General features: G+C 49.1%; 15 protein-coding genes and 1 other RNA gene. 6 read left to right on the top strand and 10 right to left on the bottom strand.

The annotated features are described in order from the left end of the window. Positions 1–106: 106 nt before the first annotated feature. The 5 genes from gor to NC994_RS10785 all read left to right on the top strand — a co-directional run bounded on the left by gor (position 107) and on the right by NC994_RS10785 (position 4,032). Positions 107–1,507, top strand: coding sequence for a glutathione-disulfide reductase (gene gor, locus NC994_RS10805; RefSeq protein WP_190435200.1), 1,401 nt, complete (start codon positions 107–109; stop codon positions 1,505–1,507). A 291-nt stretch (positions 1,508–1,798) separates the two neighbouring features. Further along, complete coding sequence (locus NC994_RS10800) at positions 1,799–2,380, top strand: sigma-70 family RNA polymerase sigma factor (RefSeq protein WP_190435338.1); 582 nt, start codon at positions 1,799–1,801, stop codon at positions 2,378–2,380. Further along, complete coding sequence (locus tag NC994_RS10795; RefSeq protein ID WP_190435197.1) at positions 2,377–2,736, top strand: hypothetical protein; 360 nt, start codon at positions 2,377–2,379, stop codon at positions 2,734–2,736. The genes NC994_RS10800 and NC994_RS10795 overlap by 4 nt, the downstream gene beginning before the upstream one ends. A 129-nt stretch (positions 2,737–2,865) precedes the next feature. Beyond that, positions 2,866–3,378: a Spy/CpxP family protein refolding chaperone gene (locus NC994_RS10790; protein ID WP_190435195.1), complete on the top strand. Its 513-nt coding sequence runs from the start codon at positions 2,866–2,868 to the stop codon at positions 3,376–3,378. A 33-nt stretch (positions 3,379–3,411) separates the two neighbouring features. Then, the gene (locus tag NC994_RS10785; protein ID WP_190435192.1) at positions 3,412–4,032 is read left to right on the top strand and encodes a YqiA/YcfP family alpha/beta fold hydrolase; all 621 of its coding nucleotides are present in this window, start codon (positions 3,412–3,414) and stop codon (positions 4,030–4,032) included. A 579-nt stretch (positions 4,033–4,611) separates the two neighbouring features. Here the strand turns inward: NC994_RS10785 and NC994_RS10780 are convergent. From NC994_RS10780 to NC994_RS10750, 7 genes are all read right to left on the bottom strand, one after another. Beyond that, positions 4,612–5,634: a hypothetical protein gene (locus NC994_RS10780; RefSeq protein WP_190435189.1), complete on the bottom strand. Its 1,023-nt coding sequence runs from the start codon at positions 5,632–5,634 to the stop codon at positions 4,612–4,614. A gap of 865 nt (positions 5,635–6,499) precedes the next feature. After that, complete coding sequence (locus NC994_RS10775) at positions 6,500–7,321, bottom strand: peptidoglycan-binding protein (protein ID WP_190435187.1); 822 nt, start codon at positions 7,319–7,321, stop codon at positions 6,500–6,502. Positions 7,322–7,471: 150 nt separating this feature from the next. After that, on the bottom strand, positions 7,472–8,752 hold the full coding sequence (locus NC994_RS10770; RefSeq protein WP_190435184.1) for a pitrilysin family protein: 1,281 nt from the start codon (positions 8,750–8,752) through the stop codon (positions 7,472–7,474). Positions 8,753–8,863: 111 nt separating this feature from the next. Then, positions 8,864–10,132, bottom strand: coding sequence for a pitrilysin family protein (locus NC994_RS10765; protein ID WP_190435181.1), 1,269 nt, complete (start codon positions 10,130–10,132; stop codon positions 8,864–8,866). A gap of 196 nt (positions 10,133–10,328) precedes the next feature. Next, positions 10,329–10,510: non-coding RNA, 6S RNA (gene ssrS / locus NC994_RS10760), on the bottom strand. A 218-nt stretch (positions 10,511–10,728) separates the two neighbouring features. Continuing rightward, positions 10,729–11,901: a 5-(carboxyamino)imidazole ribonucleotide synthase gene (locus tag NC994_RS10755; RefSeq protein WP_190435178.1), complete on the bottom strand. Its 1,173-nt coding sequence runs from the start codon at positions 11,899–11,901 to the stop codon at positions 10,729–10,731. After that, positions 11,898–12,389 carry a pentapeptide repeat-containing protein gene (locus NC994_RS10750; RefSeq protein WP_190412943.1) on the bottom strand — a complete coding sequence of 164 codons (492 nt, stop codon included), beginning with the start codon at positions 12,387–12,389 and terminating at the stop codon, positions 11,898–11,900. The genes NC994_RS10755 and NC994_RS10750 overlap by 4 nt, the downstream gene beginning before the upstream one ends. Before the next feature lie 121 nt (positions 12,390–12,510). Between NC994_RS10750 and NC994_RS10745 the strand changes: the two genes are divergently transcribed. Then, complete coding sequence (locus NC994_RS10745) at positions 12,511–12,861, top strand: phage holin family protein (protein WP_190412944.1); 351 nt, start codon at positions 12,511–12,513, stop codon at positions 12,859–12,861. A gap of 1 nt (position 12,862) precedes the next feature. On the opposite strand, the gene cobJ is transcribed toward NC994_RS10745, so the two are convergent. From cobJ to NC994_RS10730, 3 genes are all read right to left on the bottom strand, one after another. Continuing rightward, positions 12,863–14,815 carry a precorrin-3B C(17)-methyltransferase gene (cobJ, locus tag NC994_RS10740; protein WP_190435175.1) on the bottom strand — a complete coding sequence of 651 codons (1,953 nt, stop codon included), beginning with the start codon at positions 14,813–14,815 and terminating at the stop codon, positions 12,863–12,865. 92 nt (positions 14,816–14,907) lie between these two features. After that, complete coding sequence (locus NC994_RS10735; RefSeq protein ID WP_190435173.1) at positions 14,908–16,215, bottom strand: C1 family peptidase; 1,308 nt, start codon at positions 16,213–16,215, stop codon at positions 14,908–14,910. A 273-nt stretch (positions 16,216–16,488) separates the two neighbouring features. Further along, positions 16,489–18,105 (bottom strand): NAD(P)H-quinone oxidoreductase subunit N, encoded by a 1,617-nt coding sequence (locus tag NC994_RS10730; protein WP_190435169.1) that lies wholly within the window; start codon positions 18,103–18,105, stop codon positions 16,489–16,491. Between the last annotated feature and the right edge of the window lie 23 nt (positions 18,106–18,128).

The raw sequence follows: 18,128 nt of genomic DNA, 5'->3' as shown, positions 1-18,128 counted from the left end.
CTGACGGTATTCTCATCCGACTTTAAGCGATCTGCGGAAAATGGGAAAGCAGGAGCATCATCGTTACATCTTTTAAACTAAATGAAGAAAGAGAGGACTTCCAGTCATGGCATTTGATTACGATTTGTTTGTCATTGGGGCGGGTTCGGGAGGATTGGCGGCTTCCAAACGTGCGGCTAGCTACGGAGCAAAGGTAGCGATCGCAGAAGGCGATTTAGTGGGTGGTACCTGCGTTATCCGGGGCTGTATTCCCAAAAAATTGATGGTTTACGCCTCTAAATTTTCCCATTTGTTTGAGGATGCCGCAGGCTATGGCTGGACTGTGGGCGAAAGGAGCTTAAACTGGGAGCATCTGATAACGACTGTCGATAAGGAAGTCCACCGTCTCAGCCAGTTGCATATTGGGTTTTTGGAAAAAGCTGGGGTGGAGTTAATCAAGAGCCGCGCCACTTTAATAGATCCGCATACGGTGGAAGTGGATGGGCGCAAAGTTACGGCTGACAAGATTTTAATCGCCGTGGGTGGGGAAGCCATCAAGCCGAATTTACCAGGGATGGAACACACCATCACTTCCCGCGAGATATTTCTCCTCAAGGAACAGCCGAAGCACATCGTCATTATTGGCGCTGGCTATATTGCCGTAGAATTCGCCTGTATTATGCACGGACTCGGATCGAAAGTCAGTTTGTTGCTTCGAGGCGATCGCATTCTCAAAGGTTTTGATGACGATATTCGCGTTGGCATTCAAGATGCCATGTCCCATCACGGCATCAACATTATCACGAATCTTACCGGGAAAGGCATTGAGAAAACCCCAGATGGTCTGAAGGTCGCCTTTACCGAAAAAGGCAAAGACGCGGATACAACCCTCACGGCAGACCAAGTTTTAGTCGCCATCGGTCGCGCACCTTTGTTAGGAAAACTTGGTTTGGAGAATGCCGGCGTTAAGGTTGTTAATTGTGAAGACGAAGATTTACCCAGATTGCATGGGTACAGCGTCAACTGTGCCATCGAAGTCGATGAGTACAGCCGCACCAACCAGCCGAATATTTTCGCTGTAGGCGATTGCACCAACCGGATCAATTTAACGCCCGTCGCCATTGGTGAAGGTCGCGCTTTTGCCGATACTGAATTTGGCAATAACCGCCGGGTGTTTAATCACGAAAATGTTGCCTCCGCCGTATTCACCCAGCCAGAAGCCGCTACGGTGGGAATCAGCGAAGCCGATGCGCGGAAAAAGTTGGGCGATGACAACGTGCAAATCTATCGCGCCCGGTTCCGTCCTCTGTTCCACAGTCTCACCGGCGCGGAAGAGAAGGTCATGGTCAAGTTAGTCATTGACAAAAACACCGACCGCGTGCTGGGCGCTCACATGGTAGGCGAGTATTCAGCTGAGGTGATTCAAGGAATCGCGATCGCAGTCAATATGGGAGCCACCAAAAAAGACTTCGACGCCACCGTTGGCATTCATCCTTCCACCGCCGAAGAGTTCGTCACTCTGCGATAAATTACGCTTACTTGTGATTTTGTTAACCCGCTTCTAAAGCCTTTTTAGGGCGGGTTTTTGGTAGCACTCGGTTGGCATCCTCCAAGCGCAGATCCTCGTCATCAAGAGTAGTGCGATCGCTCTTATTTCTCATTTTCTCGATAGATGCGATCGCACTTTCTCTAGTGATTCACCGCATAGATGCGCTGCTTGCCTTTGAACCTTTTCCCCAGATGCCCAGTCTAAAGCATTAGAAATCCAACAGTGGTAAGAGAGAGCCAATCGGTGCCAGCTGTACCAATCAATGCGCTAATGGGCGATCAACCCAACGAAAAACTCCATCTCGACACCGATGCTTACCTGGTCAAGCGGTGTCAAGAAGGCAACAAGCAGAGCTTTCAGCAACTCTACCAGCGCCATCAGCAGCGCGTCAGATCGACTCTTTACCAACTCTGCGGTACCTCATGCTTAGATGATTTGGTGCAAGAAGTATTCTTACGCGCTTGGAAGGGATTACCAAAATTGCGGGAAACCGCTCATTTTTCGACTTGGCTTTATCGCATTAGCTGGAATGTTGCTTCAGATCGACGGCGGCAATTTGCTGTAGAAACCCGAAATTTCGCATCTTTACAGCAAAGCGCTACCAATGCCTTCCCAAGTCAGCAGGAATCTCCCACTCTGATGCACTTACATTATGAAGATTTAGTGCAGCGCGGACTGCAACAGCTAAGTTTCGAGCATCGCGCCGTACTGGTTCTGCACGACTTAGAAGACGTTCCGCAAAAAGAGATCGCAAATATCTTGTCGATTCCAGTTGGCACAGTAAAATCTCGCCTCTTTCATGCTAGAACCTCCATGAGGCAATTTCTCCAGCAACAAGGAGTCCACCTATGACTCAGTTCCCCGATGATGACAAACCCCTGGTAGAGTTTCTGCGCCAACACCGGGGTCATATTCCTCCATCTGCACCCGATTTAGAGAGCCAGATTATGCAAGCAGTAGCCTCTGCGCCTCCACAGCCGCAATGGCGACAGAGGTGGATTTTACCCTCTGCCCTTGTTGCTAGTCTGTTAGTTACTTGGGCAGGATATCGCGTGCTGGTGCCTAACACTGCATCGACTGCATCCACAAACACCGCCGAACTGGAAGCATTTCTGGCGACGAACTGGGATAGTGTTGTCGCGGGTGAAACGCCCGCTTCGTCGAGCAGCCAAGATGCAGAAGCTGATTGGTTGCTCTCAGAAAATTAGCTTTTTTAGGGAATCGGTAATGGTCAGTTATCTTTAATCAGCTCATTGCGACTACCTCATCAAGAATGGCTAATTGCGTTTTAACGAATTACTAATTACTAATTACTACTAACGACGGAGATTGTTTTCATGTCCCTAAATCGTATTTCTCTGTTAGCAGTTCTCATACTATCTGTAGGGAGTGCGGTTGCTCTTGCCGATCCCAATCCCCAATCTTCTCAAACAATTGCCCAAAATTCGCCGGGTGCCCGTCCTCAAAGAGGCAACAAGGATGGACTCCTTCAGCAACTCAATCTTACCCCACAGCAAATGCAGCAAATGCAGGCGATTCGGCAGAAGTATAGAACCCAGATAGCGCCGCGCCAGCAAACTCTACGTCAAGCTCGGCAAGAGCTAGCGACACTGATGAATAGTACAGCTTCCGCCAGCCAAATTCGCTCTAAAAATCAGCAAGTTGAAGAGTTGCAGCAGCAGCTACAAAAGTTGCGGTTTGAAAGTATGTTAGAAATGCGAGAAGTTATGACTCCAGAGCAACGCGCCAAATTTGTCCAACTGATGCAACAGCGACGACAACAAAAGGGGCAACGGGCGGGGAAAAATAGAGGACAAGGATTTCCAGGTTCGCTGGAGCGAAATTTTTAGCGGTTGATACGCCGGAAACTACTGCCCAATTGGATGCTTGATTATCTTTATCTGCATGGATTTGCCTCTAGTCCCCAGTCAACGAAGGCGATCTATCTGCGCGATCGCTTATCTTCTCTGAAAATCCCCGATTTCAACCAAGGCGACTTTTCCCATCTGACGATAACTCGGCAAATAAAGCAAGTCGCCGCTGAATTTCCCCCAAACTCAATGCCTGTTACTGTCATTGGCTCCAGCTTGGGGGGTTTAACAGCGGCTTGGGTGGGAGAAAAATACCCGCAGGTTCAGCGGTTAGTGTTGCTAGCTCCCGCTTTTGAGTTTCTGACTCACTGGTTGCTCCGACTGGGGGAAGAACAGCTGCAACAGTGGCAGACAGAGCAATATTTGCCGGTATATCACTATGGCGAGAAGCGATCGCTTCCTCTGCACTACCAGTTCGTTACCGACGCCGTCCAATATCAAGACGAACAGCTACAGCGCCCCATTCCTACTCTGCTTCTGCATGGGCGTCACGATGAAGTGATTCCGATTGCAGCTAGCCGCAACTACGCCGCCTCACGCCCTTGGGTTAAATTTATCGAACTAGAGGACGATCACAGTTTAGGAAACGTCCTGCCTGAAATTTGGGACTTGATAAAAGCTTTCTGCCAGTAATACTAATTTGTTTAGCCACGCCTTTAGGCGTTCCGCTTCAGTATAAAAACTAAAACCCGCCTAGGCTACTGGCGGGTTTATGAACGAGCTATAAATGGTCAGGTTAGTCAAACGAAAGAGGAAAATTTCAAGAAAAGTTGACGAAACCAAAAACTAACTCTACTAGGGTGGACTTAATTCGCAACAAACCTTTTCTAACTATCTTGCATTCCCTACGCCGATTCAGGCAATGATCTAGATCCGCGACTTAACAGTTCAAATCAAAAAGAAGCGAATGAACTTCAGCGCGATCGCTACATTTATTAGAGAAATACAACCGAGATTCGGTGTTGCGTTGGATAAGAGCGGGAGACACAGGCTCGAATCCGAAAACTTAGTGTCGAAGGTTCTTACTTCGTTGTGCCTATATTTAAATTAGCACTTGATTCTCCAACCTCACTCGTTCGTTAAATTAAATTCATATCCCTTTATGTGTCGAAATCTTTAAAAATGCTAGTTCAAAAATGAAAGATTTGCGATACACCGATAACAAAGCCCCCTCCAATATTAGGAGGGGGCTAGATTGCAAAGTTTTAGTCGTTATTGACCCGTACTGCTTGACCCACCAGTTGTCGAACTGCTTCCCGGTGTGGTGCCGGTGGTTCCGTTGGTGGTCGAACTGCTTCCCGGTGTAGTGCCGGTGGTTCCGTTGGTGGTCGAACTGCTTCCCGGTGTGGTGCCGGTGGTTCCATTGGTGGTCGAACTGCTCCCCGATGTGGTGCCGGTGGTTCCATTGGTGGTCGAACTGCTCCCCGATGTGGTGCCGGTGGTTCCATTGGTGGTAGCACCGCTATTCGGTGTGGTGCCAGTTGGATTTTGGGTGCCTGGGGTGGTGCCAGAAGTATTCGTTCGAGTTGAGTTCTGACGCACTGAAGGCGCGGTTAGAGTTGTACTAGGACTTGATTGAGTAGTCCCAGAAGTATTCGTTCGAGTTGAGTTCGACGGTTGAGAAGGCGTTACGTTAATATTTGTCTGATTTCGAGTCGGTTGTTGCCCGGAACTCGGAGGAACTGTAATGTTTACATTTGGCGCTCTTTGAGCAGGCGGTGCGTTTTGTGTCTGAGGAACCTGAATCACCGTAGGAGCCTTCTCAACTGTGGTTCTTTCGATAATTCTCTCTTGTGTAGGCTGTTGAGAAGCGCCCGATGAAGACGTATCTGGTGCAGTTGAGTTCGGTGCAACAGAAGCTGAAGGTGAAGGGGAAGGTACGGGAACCACCACAGGCGCAGGCGCAGTGTACTCTTCTACCTGCTGATTTCGTTGGTTGAGGAAGTAGAGGGCACCGAGGGTCAACCCTAGCAGAGAGGTGAGGGCAATCCCTATCAACAAGCCTCTGGCGGCATTATTATTATCGCGGATTTCTTGTCCTTCCTCGTTGACGCGGCGCTCGGAAACGCGACCGTGGACATAACCATCTCGATAGGAGGTCACTTTGCCTGGGTCTACAGTGCCATTTCCGTGAACCGTGTTAGTTGGGCCAACCGGATTATGGGGAGAAACCGGCTGATTTGGGTTCTGGGGAACTTCACGGTTATCGTTGTTGCGATTTTGTAGGTTAGACATGAGTATTACTACAACTCCTGAATGGTTTAAAGGCAGAAAAGGATGTTTAAAACTGTTTATGGTCAGTAGATTTGAGCAACGCTGTCTCAACCAAGCCTAGCTAGGAAGGTTAGGAGCCTACCTCGCGCAGAGTTAGAAACATTGTTTTCAATGTCCCCTGTCCTGCTTGTTATTGAGGCGCTGGAACGAGTTCCTGAATTTCCTGAATATTTATCTACAGTTCTTTCAAAGATGGTTGTCTTTTTCTCGATGCTTTGAGAGGGACTGTCATTGGGAACAGGCACAGAGGGTAGAGAAGATTCATTTCGCTGAGCAACGAAGAACAGAGTTCCAACGAGGAAACTTACAATCGATGTGAAAGCAAGATTCATCAGCAAATTAGTCAAGGCATTGGTATTCTCATCAACGAGATAGCTCTGTTCCTGAAAACGACGTTCAGAATTGCGACCTTTAGGGTACTCATTCTGGTAGGAAACCCGTTCAGAATTGCCTCTACCCTGATAGACCGATTTAGGCCTTTGATTGTTATCGGTTCTAGGGTGGTTGTACATGAATGTCGATCGAACTCTTTGTGTCAATCAGGAAACCGAGAAGACCCTGATTTTTTTAGATTGATTGGCAACTACAAGCTAAGGAAGTTAATACTCAGCTGTCTTGTCCTTATAAGCAATACGATATCCGTTAGTCTTGCCTGAATCTCTCTATCTGAGAATGGATTGTCTCCTCCATCCAAGGATTGAGATCGAAAAATCGAAAGGAAGAAGTCCGTGAAAACAGCACGCAGTTGTTCAAAAAAGCGTAAAAAAACCGTTTTCATCAAGAAAACGGATTTATGTCATTTTATTTTTTTATAATTGCTATTTAATTAACGCAGCAAAACGTTCCAAGTCGCTGGACCCACTACACCGTCGGCGTCTAGCTTAAATCTTTGTTGAGCAGCTTTGACCGCAGTTTGAGTCGTTTCACCAAAGACACCATTCACCGTTCCTTTGAAAAAGCCAAGGGTTCGCAGGCGCTGTTGCAAACTGGTAACGGCTGGGCCTTGCGTTCCCAGCCTCAGAACTGGAAAATCGAGCTGTCTGGGCTGCTGCGGGTTCGTCCGTGTCTGAGAGCTAGGAGCAGCAGTTGTGGAACGGTTAGCGGTGGTTCTGGCAGCGGTTGCCGGACGGTTGGGGGTTCTGGCAGTCGTTGCCGGACTGTTGGAGGCTGGAACATTCACACTGGGACGGGAAGTTGCCGCTGGTCTGGGATTGGCAGCGGTGTTAGTCGTAGTTGGGACGGGAAAAGATGCTGCCCCAGTGGTAGAAATTGTTGAAGCTGAAGGAGACGGGATAACCAGTGGCGTCGCGGCTGCTGTAGATTCCGATGGTGGGGCGACTGGAAATAAACGCTTCCAGGTTTCTGCACCCACGATTCCATCCGGTGCTAAACCAGCGGCTTGCTGAAAACGGGAAACTGCGATCGCGGTATTTTCCCCATACACGCCATTTACGTCGCCATTATAGTAACCCAATAGTTTAAGGGCTGCCTGGAGTTCCGCTACTTCAGTCCCTTGGCTACCAGGTCGTAACGTTTGCCGGGTGACGGTTGCGGATGGAAATGTCTGGGCGATTTCTTTGGCATCACTGGGGATCGCCATAAAAGGTAAAAGTAAAAAGGCAAAAGGCAAAAGAATGTTTTTTTTCATTTTTACTTTTTCCTCTTGAGTTTACAAAAAGGCAAAAGGATGTTTTTTTCATCGCTTTTTCCTCTTGACTTTACAACGCGATTGGAAAAAGCGAAAAGGTTCAAGAAAAAATCTTTCATTTTTACTTTGTCTTTTTACTTTTTTCCTTTTTTAATTTTTAATGTCTAATTTTTCGGCTGGGCCAACGAGAGAGACATAAGGTTCGGTGAAATACCGGGAAGCCACTTTTTGGATGAACTCTGGAGTGACGCTGGTAACTTTTTCTTGAAACTCGGTATCAAACTCAATTCCCAGACCCAAAATTTCGTACCAGCCGAAAACTTGAGCCAGCTGAGCATTAGTTTGTTTGCCGAGAGCGTATTGCCCAAGCAGCTTGTTTTTGGCAGCTTGCAGCTCCCGATCGCTCAGTTGAGTGGTGCAAAGGCGTTCCACTTCAGTTCGCAAGCCTTCATAGGCGATCGCGGTGTTTTCCGGTGCCGTGCCCATATATACCACAAACTGAGAGGTTTCTAGCCGAGTCGGATAAAAAGCTGAGACATCGTAAGCCAATCCCCGCTTCTCGCGCAGTTCCACAAACAAACGGCTAGAAAGACCGTTGCCCAAGTAAGTATTGAGCAGTTTCAGGCAGGCGTAGTCGGTTTCTTGCACGGATGGCGCGACGTAGCCTAGCATCACGATTGATTGTTGCGTATCTTGTGGGGTAGCGCAAGAGATGGGTTCAGAGGTGATTTGGGGCAGACTGAGGGTAGGTAGAGGGGTGGTTCCACTCTGCCAATCTCCAAACACTTGATTAACCAAATCAGTGGCGTCTTGGGGAGTCAGGCGACCGGCAATACTGATAACTAGGTTATCGGGACGGAAATACGTCTGATGGTAATGCTGGAGGTCAGCGCGGCTTAAACCAGAGACGGTAGCTTCGGTGCCCAGGCTGGAGAATCCGTAGGGATGATTCTGGTACATGGCTTGCCGCAGCTGGTCGAAGGCGATGGTGAACGGCTGTTCCTGCTGGGAGCGAATATCCTGCAAAGCGAGACGCCGTTCCAGTTCCACTTCGGCTTCTGGAAAGCTAGGCGATCGCAATAATTCTCCTGCCAGTTGCAACATCTCCGGAAAATCTGCGGATACTGTTTTGAGACTCAGCAAGAAATAATCCGCAGCCGCATCAGCACCGAGACTGGCTCCCACTGACTCTACTTGCTCGGCAATTTCTAGGGAAGAAAGGCGATCGGTTCCTTTGGTGAGTACCGTGGATAGCAGGTGAGAAAGTCCCGCTTTTTCTCGTGGCTCCCACCGACCTCCAACCCGTGCAAAAATTCGACCAGCAATAATATCAGCCGCTGGATTTTCCACCGTAATTAATACGATGCCGTTGTCCAAAACACTGCGGTGGATAGTTGGGTTGGCGAGCGATCGCGTCACACTTTGAGTCATTCGTTGTAGAGTCCTTAGTCATTGATCGTCGGCGATGAGTCATCGATCGTGAGTGCTAGGAACAACTTACGACTCACTAATGACGAATGACTCATCACTCCTCTCCCCAAGCTAACAAGGTTTGAGGATTGTGACCGCATAGCGGTACGGGGAGAGATACTGCTGCGCCAGCTGCTGAAGTTCTGTGTTCTGAAAAGACTGTATTTTTTCGGGATAAGTCGTGGCGACTTCAGCCGCTGCAATGGTGTTGTAATAGCCATACAACCCCGCTAGCTGGCTGGGTGCTTCTGTGGAAAAAGCATAGTCATTCGACAGCAAGCGTTTACAGCGAGAAAGTTCTCCCTCTGAAACGGGAGCGTTTTGCAACTCGGAGATCGCATCGCCAATGATTGCCTCTACTCGATCGAGATTCTCTGGAGCGAGGCAGGCACTAATCGTAAACAAACTGGAATCCCGTTGTAGGGAGAAACTACTACTAATGTTCTGGACTAATTGCTGCTGTTCTCGCAAGTTTCTGATCAGCCGGGAAGACCGCCCTTCTGCCAACAGTACCGAGATCAAGTCTAAGCCGTAGGCATTTCGCAACTGCTCTACACCCGGCCCCACCCATGCCATCATCAGACGAGCTTGTTCTAGCCTAGGTAAGTGGATTTCCTGACGCCGAATTTCTATCATTGGAGGTTCGGCTTCGGCTTCAGCCAGGGGACAATACAGGGGCGGAGCGAAGTGCTGGAACGAGCGATTTACCAGTTCTAGTGCGGGTTCTTTCTCAACTCCCCCCACAATGACTACCGTCATATTTTCCGGCTGGTAGTGGGAGCGATGGAAGCGACGCATCTCGTCGGGCGATCGCTCCATCAGATGAGCTTCTGTTCCTAAGATGGGACGCCCGTAAGGATGGCGCTGGTAAATGCTTTCTGTCAGCGCTTGGAATCCAATAAAATCAGGATCGTCATAACTCTGGCGGATTTCCTCCAAAACTACATCGCGTTCCCGGATAAATTCTTCTTCTGGGATCGCCGCGTTTAAGAGAATATCTGCCAGAGCAGGCAAGGTATTTTCTAAATACTGAGCGGCTGTAACAATAAAGAAATGGGCGTAGTCGTGGCTGGTCGCCGCGTTCGTCATGCCGCCGGTATTTTCAATCACTTGGTCAAATACACCGGGCGGCAGTCGGTCGGTGCCTTTGAAAATCATGTGTTCCAGAAAGTGAGCCATTCCCGACCACTCTTCTGTCTCAGCGATCGCCCCCGCCCGCACCCAAACATCTACCACAACCACTGGTGTCGCTGGGATGTGTTGATAAATCACTGTTAAGCCGTTGTCCAGCTTGAATACCTCAGCTGGAAATTTTGAAGTAGTATTTAAGAGTTGCAACAAACTTTTTATTTTCTAACTCTAGTTAGATACGAATTCAATTATCCTAGCGCCTAACGCTAAATAATTATCATTTGTCGATCCAAAGTTGGCAGCTTTGCATCCATTATTTAAGAAATACAATCAAAATTTAAAACTTTCAGCCAAGTAAGATACAAAAATCCCCTTATCTCTTGGACAAGGGGATTTTAATTCTATGAGGTTCACCGCAACGCCGTTTTACCTCAGTTTATGACCTGGATAAACCAGGTGGGCACCTAATGTCTGACTTAAAGTTTCCGGGTACTTGCCCGGTCTACTGCTGTCAAAGCTTTTTGGTTCCCGTTAGAACAAGGCAAGATCAAAAAACGTTATTGGCAGTCACCAACGCCGCAGCCTAACCTAAAAATTATTATAGCAAAGGAGCTAGGCTGTCGGGGAGTGGAAGAATCTCATTTAGTTCCCTCCTGTGCTCACTCCTAACCCCTACCTCCCAACCTCTAACTCCTAACTCCTCAGCCCTCAGTCCTCAGTCCTCAGTGCTAACTCCTAACTCTTCAGCCCTCAGTCCTCAGTCCTCAGTCCTCAGTCCTCAGTCTTCAGTCCTCAGTCCTCTTCCCTCATTCCTCTGAATACCAGATAGATTCAATGATTTGAGCGATCGCTTCTGCCTCAGAACGGTCGGCTGTTTCTAGCAAAACGGTGACGTGACCGAGTTTTCGACCGGGACGAGATTCGGTTTTGCCGTACCAGTGGACGTGAGTGTGAGATAACTCAGCTAGCTGTTGCCGTTTGGCAAGATAATTGCTCTGAGAATGCTCGTAACCGAGTAAATTTACCATGACAGCACCCGCACTTTTGAGAGCGGGACTGCCTAAAGGGAGACCGCTGACGGCTCTAAGTTGCTGCTCAAATTGAGAAGTTTCGCAGGCATCAAGGGTAAAGTGTCCGGAGTTATGAGTACGGGGAGCAATTTCATTCACCAACACTTTCCCAGATGCGGTTAAAAATAGCTCAATGCCAAAGACGCCAACCGCTTGCAGGCTATCGAGAAGCGTATGTGCGATCGCTTTCACCTCTTGTTCCACCGTTGGCGTAATTGCCGCTGGCACCAAGACGCGCCGACACACTTGATCTACCTGCTGAGTTTCTACGACTGGGTAAGTCACCACCTCACCTGCGGCTGAACGAGCGGCAATAATCGCTAATTCTCGCTCAAAAGGCACAAATTCTTCTAACAACACTGGCGCATATTTCAGTCGCTGCCAAGTTGACTCTAGGGCGTGGCTATCTTTAATAATGAAGGTGCCTTGACCATCGTAGCCGCCGCGTCGGGCTTTTAGAACGACTGGAAAATCCATGTCTTTAAGGTTCAAGGGGTGAGTGAAGGATTTGGGAAGATTTACTTCATGATTCCCAACTTCTCCCTCAAGCGTCATAAAACTGGGAGTTGGCAAGCCGATATTTTCTAAATAGCAGCGCTGATCGTATTTATCTAACAGCGGGGCTAATACTTCCAGCCTAGGACGAAAGCAGACGCCTTGCTGGACAAGGAAATCTAAAGCGTTCAGGTTAATAAATTCGTTTTCAAAAGTAATGACATCGCAGCGAGACGCTAACTCGGCTGTAGCGGCAGCATCATCAATGGGGGCAAAAATGGTGGAAGATGCGATCGCAACCGCTGGATCGCGATCGCTGGGCGTCTGCACCACCAATTCAATCCCCAACGCCTCCGCTGCGCCTGCCATCATCCAGGCTAGCTGTCCGCCCCCAATTACTCCTACACGCTTCATCGACACCCCAAAGACTCACGAGTTGCGATACCAGTTTTAGAATTTACACCAGATGCTTTAATACAGAGTTCTTTTATTTGCGCCCCATCTAAAATTGCATCGGTGAAGTCCGCACCAGCGATATTTACACCGTCAAATATAGTACGCAATAGGATACTTTCCACCAAAACGGCATCGCTTAAATCCGCGCCGTTGAGTTTTACCTGATCGACCATTGCATTGGTTAAATCTGCCCCGTGTAAATTAGCATTCGTCATCACCGATGCACTAAAAATCGCCCCTTTTAAGTCCGCACCCTCAAAGTTAGCGAGTTCCATGTTGGCGTTGGAAAACTCAGCCACTTGCAAAATTTGACCGGAGAAATCCTTGGCTTTCAGTTCGGCATTGCTATAGGACAAGGGAGGCGGGTAGTATCCTGCTTGGGCTGGGAATGCCCAGATGAAAAGAACGATTGTTAGTAGGAACGCAGCGAGTTGCCGAAAGGTCATAGAAAAGCGCTTCAAAACACGCTATAGAGTTGGCTATCTTTCAAGTTAGTGTATTCTGAAATCCTTCAGGATGTGAACCAGACCCTTAAAATTGTGAGTAAGCGAGGTTTAAGGAAAGCTTATGCCATACTTTTTAGTGACTTGGCTACTTACAGCGATCGCGCTAATGATTACTGCATACATTGTCCCCGGCTTTACAGTCACAAATTTTCTGGCTGCGCTGGTTGCTGCGATTGTTTTGGGCTTAGTGAATGCAATTGTCAAACCCCTTTTGGTAATTTTGACATTGCCGCTGACGCTCGTGACCCTAGGGTTGTTTCTGTTTGTGATTAACGCCATCACAATTTTGATTGCTGGGGCGATTACTCCCGGTTTTAGTATCGCTGGTTTCGGGCAGGCTTTGATAGGTTCAATTGTTCTGAGTCTAGTGGCTAGTGGGCTAAACTTTTTGTTCAACAGAGAAGCCGAATAAATTAACGGATTTTGGCGTCAAAACCGGCGTCAAAACCCAAGTAGCCGCGGGGGGTAATCATCCAATCAGCGTGGGTGCGAGTGCTGCTATTGCCAATGAGTACCGTTGTCAGCATATCAATCGGAGTATCGAGTAATTTCTCAAGTGTAATCAGAGTAATTTCTTCGTCTTCTCGATAAGCTGATTTCACGATCGCTACCGGCGTGTGGCGATCGCGATATTGCAGAAAGATTCTTTGGGCGATCGCGATTTGTTGGGTGCGAGTTTGCGATCGTGGATTATAAAGTGCGGTAACAAAATCTGCTTGCGCGGCGGCTGTCAGGCGCTTTTCAATCACCTCCCAGGGGGTCAGCAAGTCGCTCAAACTAATCGCGCAGAAGTCATGCATCAAAGGCGCACCCACCCGCGAGGCTGCGGCTTGTAGGGCGGTAATTCCCGGAAACACCTGCACCCCTGGCGTTTTGCCATCCCAGCCTTTGACTTGGAGTTCTTCCATGACTAACCCAGCCATGCCGTAGATGCCGCAATCTCCAGAAGAAACAACCGCTACGGTTAAGCCCCAATTCGCTAATTCTATTGCTCGTTCTGCCCGTTGACGTTCCTGGGTAATCGGTAACGCTTCTACAATCTGTCCTGGACGCAGCAAAGGAGAAATCAGATCGATATATAGAGAGTAGCCAATAATGGCGTCAGCGCAGGATACGGCGGTTTGAGCCGCTGGAGTCATTTGGTCTAATTTTCCAGGTCCCGTACCTACTAGGAGTAAACAGCCCGTGCGACCTGTATATTCTCGTTCGGATTGAGCGATCGCTACCGTTACCGCCCCTGGTTGACCTTCTAACTTAAAAACTTGTTTTGCCACTTTCAGCAGTGCAATGCCTTCCGCCCCTACAGAAGCCGCATGAATTGCTGCGGCTTCTGCAACACTGGGCGTTCCGACTTCTGCTTCCACAACCGCTGAGGGAGTAGGAACGCTAACGGAACGCAGGATATCAGCCGGGAAAGTTCGCAAAGGCAAGTGGCGATCGCGGCCTAATTCCACTAACCCAACTTCATCGGCTTTAATGTCGATGGTGGCAATCCCTGCGATCGCTTCTTGGGCTAAGTGATTTTTCTCAAACACCTGCCCAATCGCTGTTTCTATCAATGCTTTCGAGGTTCCTCGTTCGCAGCCGATTCCCACCCACAAGACTCTAGGATGCCACTGGACTGTTGGCAGCCTTGATTCTGAGGAAAATCGTTGCTGGGTGGGGCTAATCCAAATCCTCGCCTGGGATGATTTTGAACGATCGGGTTCCTGGTTAGATTGAACCATCTCTGATTGGCTAGCGAGATATTCTGGAACCCTAAAATCAAATGGATGTTTCTCAGAAAGATGACTTTGCCATAAAGTAGAACCCGCTTCCTGAATGACTTGTACTCGTTCCCCTCTCGCCACTGCTGCACTAACGCCCGTCCAGTCTCCCTCGCCTCGATTCCAGCCAAAAGGAACGCCCAGCATATCCACTGCGGGTAGTCCTAAACCAGCGGAGGCACCCGTCAAGACTGGTGTTGCCCCAATCGTAAGGGCGATCGCTTGTGCCAACCGATCCGCCCCTCCCTGATGACCGCTACATAGACTAATAACAAACTGACTATTTTCATCTACCACGACCACTGCTGGATCGCTGGATTTATCTTGCAATAAGGGTGCAATCAAACGCACCACGGCTCCAGATGCCAAGCAGAAAACAAAGCCCCGATGTGTATTCCACAAGGTCGCTAGGTGGTCTTTGAGGGAACCGCGATAAACTTTGGCTGACGCGATCGCCCTTGCCTCTACAACATCAGTGAGAGACTCTGGAACCCAAAGAGTAGCACCCGTGGATTGACAAAGCGGCTGTAGTTTTTGGGCACCCGTAGGAGTGGTCGCGATCGCGGCTAATGGTTGAAAATCACCTAACAGTAATACCATCGATTGTCTTGAGTTGTTTTGTGAGAGCGATTATTTTGCGCGATCGCAAAGCGTATGTCCAAAGGGCTATGGCACTACTCGCTCTCCGGATTTTACTCTTCTTCGAGGGTTTCTGAGTCGTACTCTTCGTCTAGCTCCTCGACATCTTCATCGTATTCCTCTACAGCTTCTTCGTCTTCGTCGTATTCCTCGTCTTCGTATTCTTCCTCTTCGTCTTCTGCGATGGCTTCTATATCTTCTTTCTCTTCGAGGTATTCTTCGTCTTCCTCTTCTTCGACAGCTTCTTCGTCTTCGTCGTATTCCTCGTCTTCAGATTCTTCGTCTTCGTCTTCGGCGACGGCTTCTATATCTTCTTCCTCTTCGAGGTATTCTTCGTCTTCCTGTTCGACGTATTCTTCATCTTCTGCGACGACTTCTTCGTACTCTTCCTGCTCATCCTCGACGTATTCTTCGTCTTCGGCGACGGCTTCTTCGTACTCTTCCTCGTCACTGCCGATGTCGTCGTCTGAAATATCGAGAGCATCGCTAATCAGCGGGATAATCTCATCCAAAAAGGAGGCGTCATCATCACTCCAAACGCCCCGGCTATAGTCGAGGTCGGTGACGCTGCGAATCGTCCAGCAGTCATCGCAATATTCGGGATTGGTCATGTAGTCGTAGGGAATGTAACAGTATCCCTTGTCTCCCCAGTGTGCGCCCCAAGAATTGCGAACCACAAATACCCGATCTTTGTCCGAGTAGCCGACGCACAACATCGCGTGACCGCCTTGAGACTCCTCTCGCTCCGGGTTAGGCATGGGAATCCCCTTATTTCCCTCTCTCATGAACGAATCGAAAAGCTGTAACCCAAAGGCAAACGGATAACCCTCGGCTAGACAATGCTTCATGGCGTACAAATCCACGTCAATTCGCTCAGCATCGTCGATCAAGAATTGGGTTGCTTCCTCATAAGCTTGGTCGTGGGGACGGTGAAACAACCGCTCTGGGTGATAGGGCCAGGTTAACTCAGAACAAGCGCCCATCTTTCGCAATACCTGGATGCAATTGCGAAGTGTTGCCCCGGCGTCTTCTTCAATTTCTCCGGCGAGCGATCGCGCATTGTAATAAATAAACAACCGGCTTACATCCCCGGCGGTACCGAGTTGGCGCATTGCCAGGTACTCGTAGGCTCCCGCCATCGCATTCCCCGTGCAACTTCCCACGTCCCCCTGATCTTCTACCGGAGTCAGGTAGTGACGCAAATCGACTCTTGGCGGCAGCTTTTCGGCTTGAAATCGATGAGCCTCGTATTTCTTATCGTTCGCATCCTTTGTGTCGGGTCGATAGCCGCCTAATTTCAACTTTTTGCCGGTCGAATGCTGGACGTAAGCAAGTTTGGGCGAATAGCGAAGATTCGACATAAAACAACCTCTTGGGTCAGCTATCGTTTTATCTGCTCATCTATCTAGGGATAGATTTATGCGCTCATTCTAACTGTCCGCCTGATGAGCGTCCAGGGATGGGAAGCGCCAGTGGATGCGATCGCTCGAAAGCCGAAATACACGCTACATTTCGCCCAAATAGTCGAAACCCGGCTTCTTCAAGAAGCCGGGTTTTCCTAAGAAAGGACTTTTTACGTTTTTTAGGCGAGAGGAGTCCTGCTTATCCCTTGTCCTAACCTTGATGCCAGGATGTTAAATCTTGGCGCTGAAATCAATCTGAGGTTGAATTTGACTAACCGAGTCAGCCGCAGGAAGCATAGATTCTAAGGGAGCAAGGTCTTGCGTCGCTACTGTGTTATGCACCGATGCTTGCAGCATTGGCGTGCGGATAATTGAATTATTCGCCAGGGTAAACAACGGGTTAGACAAAATCCCTGCCAAGGATGTCACCACTAACGACACCACTAAAGTCACTTGCAAAGGACGCATTCCCGATATATTCCAGCGAATTTCTGGATAATTCTTCACGGCGTCAGACATTTCTTGGGGTTCTTTTACCACCATCATCTTGACGACACGGATGTAGTAGTAAATCGAGACGACGCTCGTGAGCAACCCTAGTAAGACTAAGCCGTAAACACCCGCCTGCCAACCTGCCCAGAACAGGTAGATTTTTCCGAAGAAGCCAGCCAAGGGCGGAATCCCTCCCAAGGACAGCAGACAAATACTCAAGCACAAGGTCAGAAGTGGGTCTTTCTGATACAGCCCCGCGTATTCGCTAATTTGATCCGTACCCGTTCGCAGGGTGAACAGAATCACGCAGGCGAAGCCTCCCAAGTTCATGAACAGGTAAACCAGCATATAAAACACCATGCTGGCATAACCTTCTTCGGTGCCGGTAATCAAACCGATCATGACGAATCCAGCTTGGGCAATGGAAGAGTAAGCCAGCAGACGTTTCATGCTGGTTTGGGTAAGAGCAACGACGTTACCCAGTATCATGCTCAAGACTGCGAGGGCGGTGAAGACAAAATGCCACTCTTGAGTGACGAGGGGGAAAGCTGTCACCATTAGGCGGATGGCGAGGGCAAATCCAGCGGCTTTTGAACCGACGGAGAGGAAGGCTACAACAGGTGTTGGCGAACCTTCGTAAACGTCGGGTGTCCATTGGTGGAAGGGAACGGCGGCAATTTTGAAGCCAATCCCGGCGATCGCAAAGACTAATGCAATCAGCAACCCTAAGGATAAATCGGCGTTAGCACTGGCAATGCCAGTGGCGATCGCGCTCAACTTCGTTTCTCCTCCCGATAGTCCGTACAGCAGCGAGACACCGTAGAGGAAAATTGCTGTACTCGAAGCGCCAATCAGCAGGTATTTTAACGCTGCTTCATTGGAACGGGGGTCGCGCTTCATGTATCCCGTCATCAGGTAGGACGAGATACTGAGGGTTTCTAAGGCGACAAAAATCGTCACCAACTCATCTGCACCACACAGAATCATTCCCCCAATGGTGGCGCTGAGCATAATCCCAATAAATTCTGCCAGGGAGGTGCCGCTTTGCTCTACGTAGCGGATCGACATCAAAATGGTGACGGCGGTAGACAAGGCAACGATGCCGCGAAAGACGACGCTCATGGCATCGCCGTTGAAGCTACCCAAGAAGCCGATGGTGTTCGTGTTCCCCCATTGATAGTACAAGGCGACGATAGAGGCGAGTAGACCCGCGATCGCGATATAGGGGGTGAAGCGCGAGGACGACCGTCCGATAATCAAGTCAACGACGAGAACTGCCAAAAGGGTGACAATTAAAATCCCCTCAGGCCAGATTGTCCCAACATTCAACTGGGCTGCAAGTTCAGCAAAACTCATGAGATATATAGTTTTGGGTATTT

The sequence above is a fragment of the Trichocoleus sp. AS-A1 genome (assembly GCF_039962015.1).
Lineage (GTDB): Bacteria > Cyanobacteriota > Cyanobacteriia > Cyanobacteriales > FACHB-T130 > FACHB-T130.
This window is presented reverse-complemented; position numbering and strand designations above follow the sequence as displayed.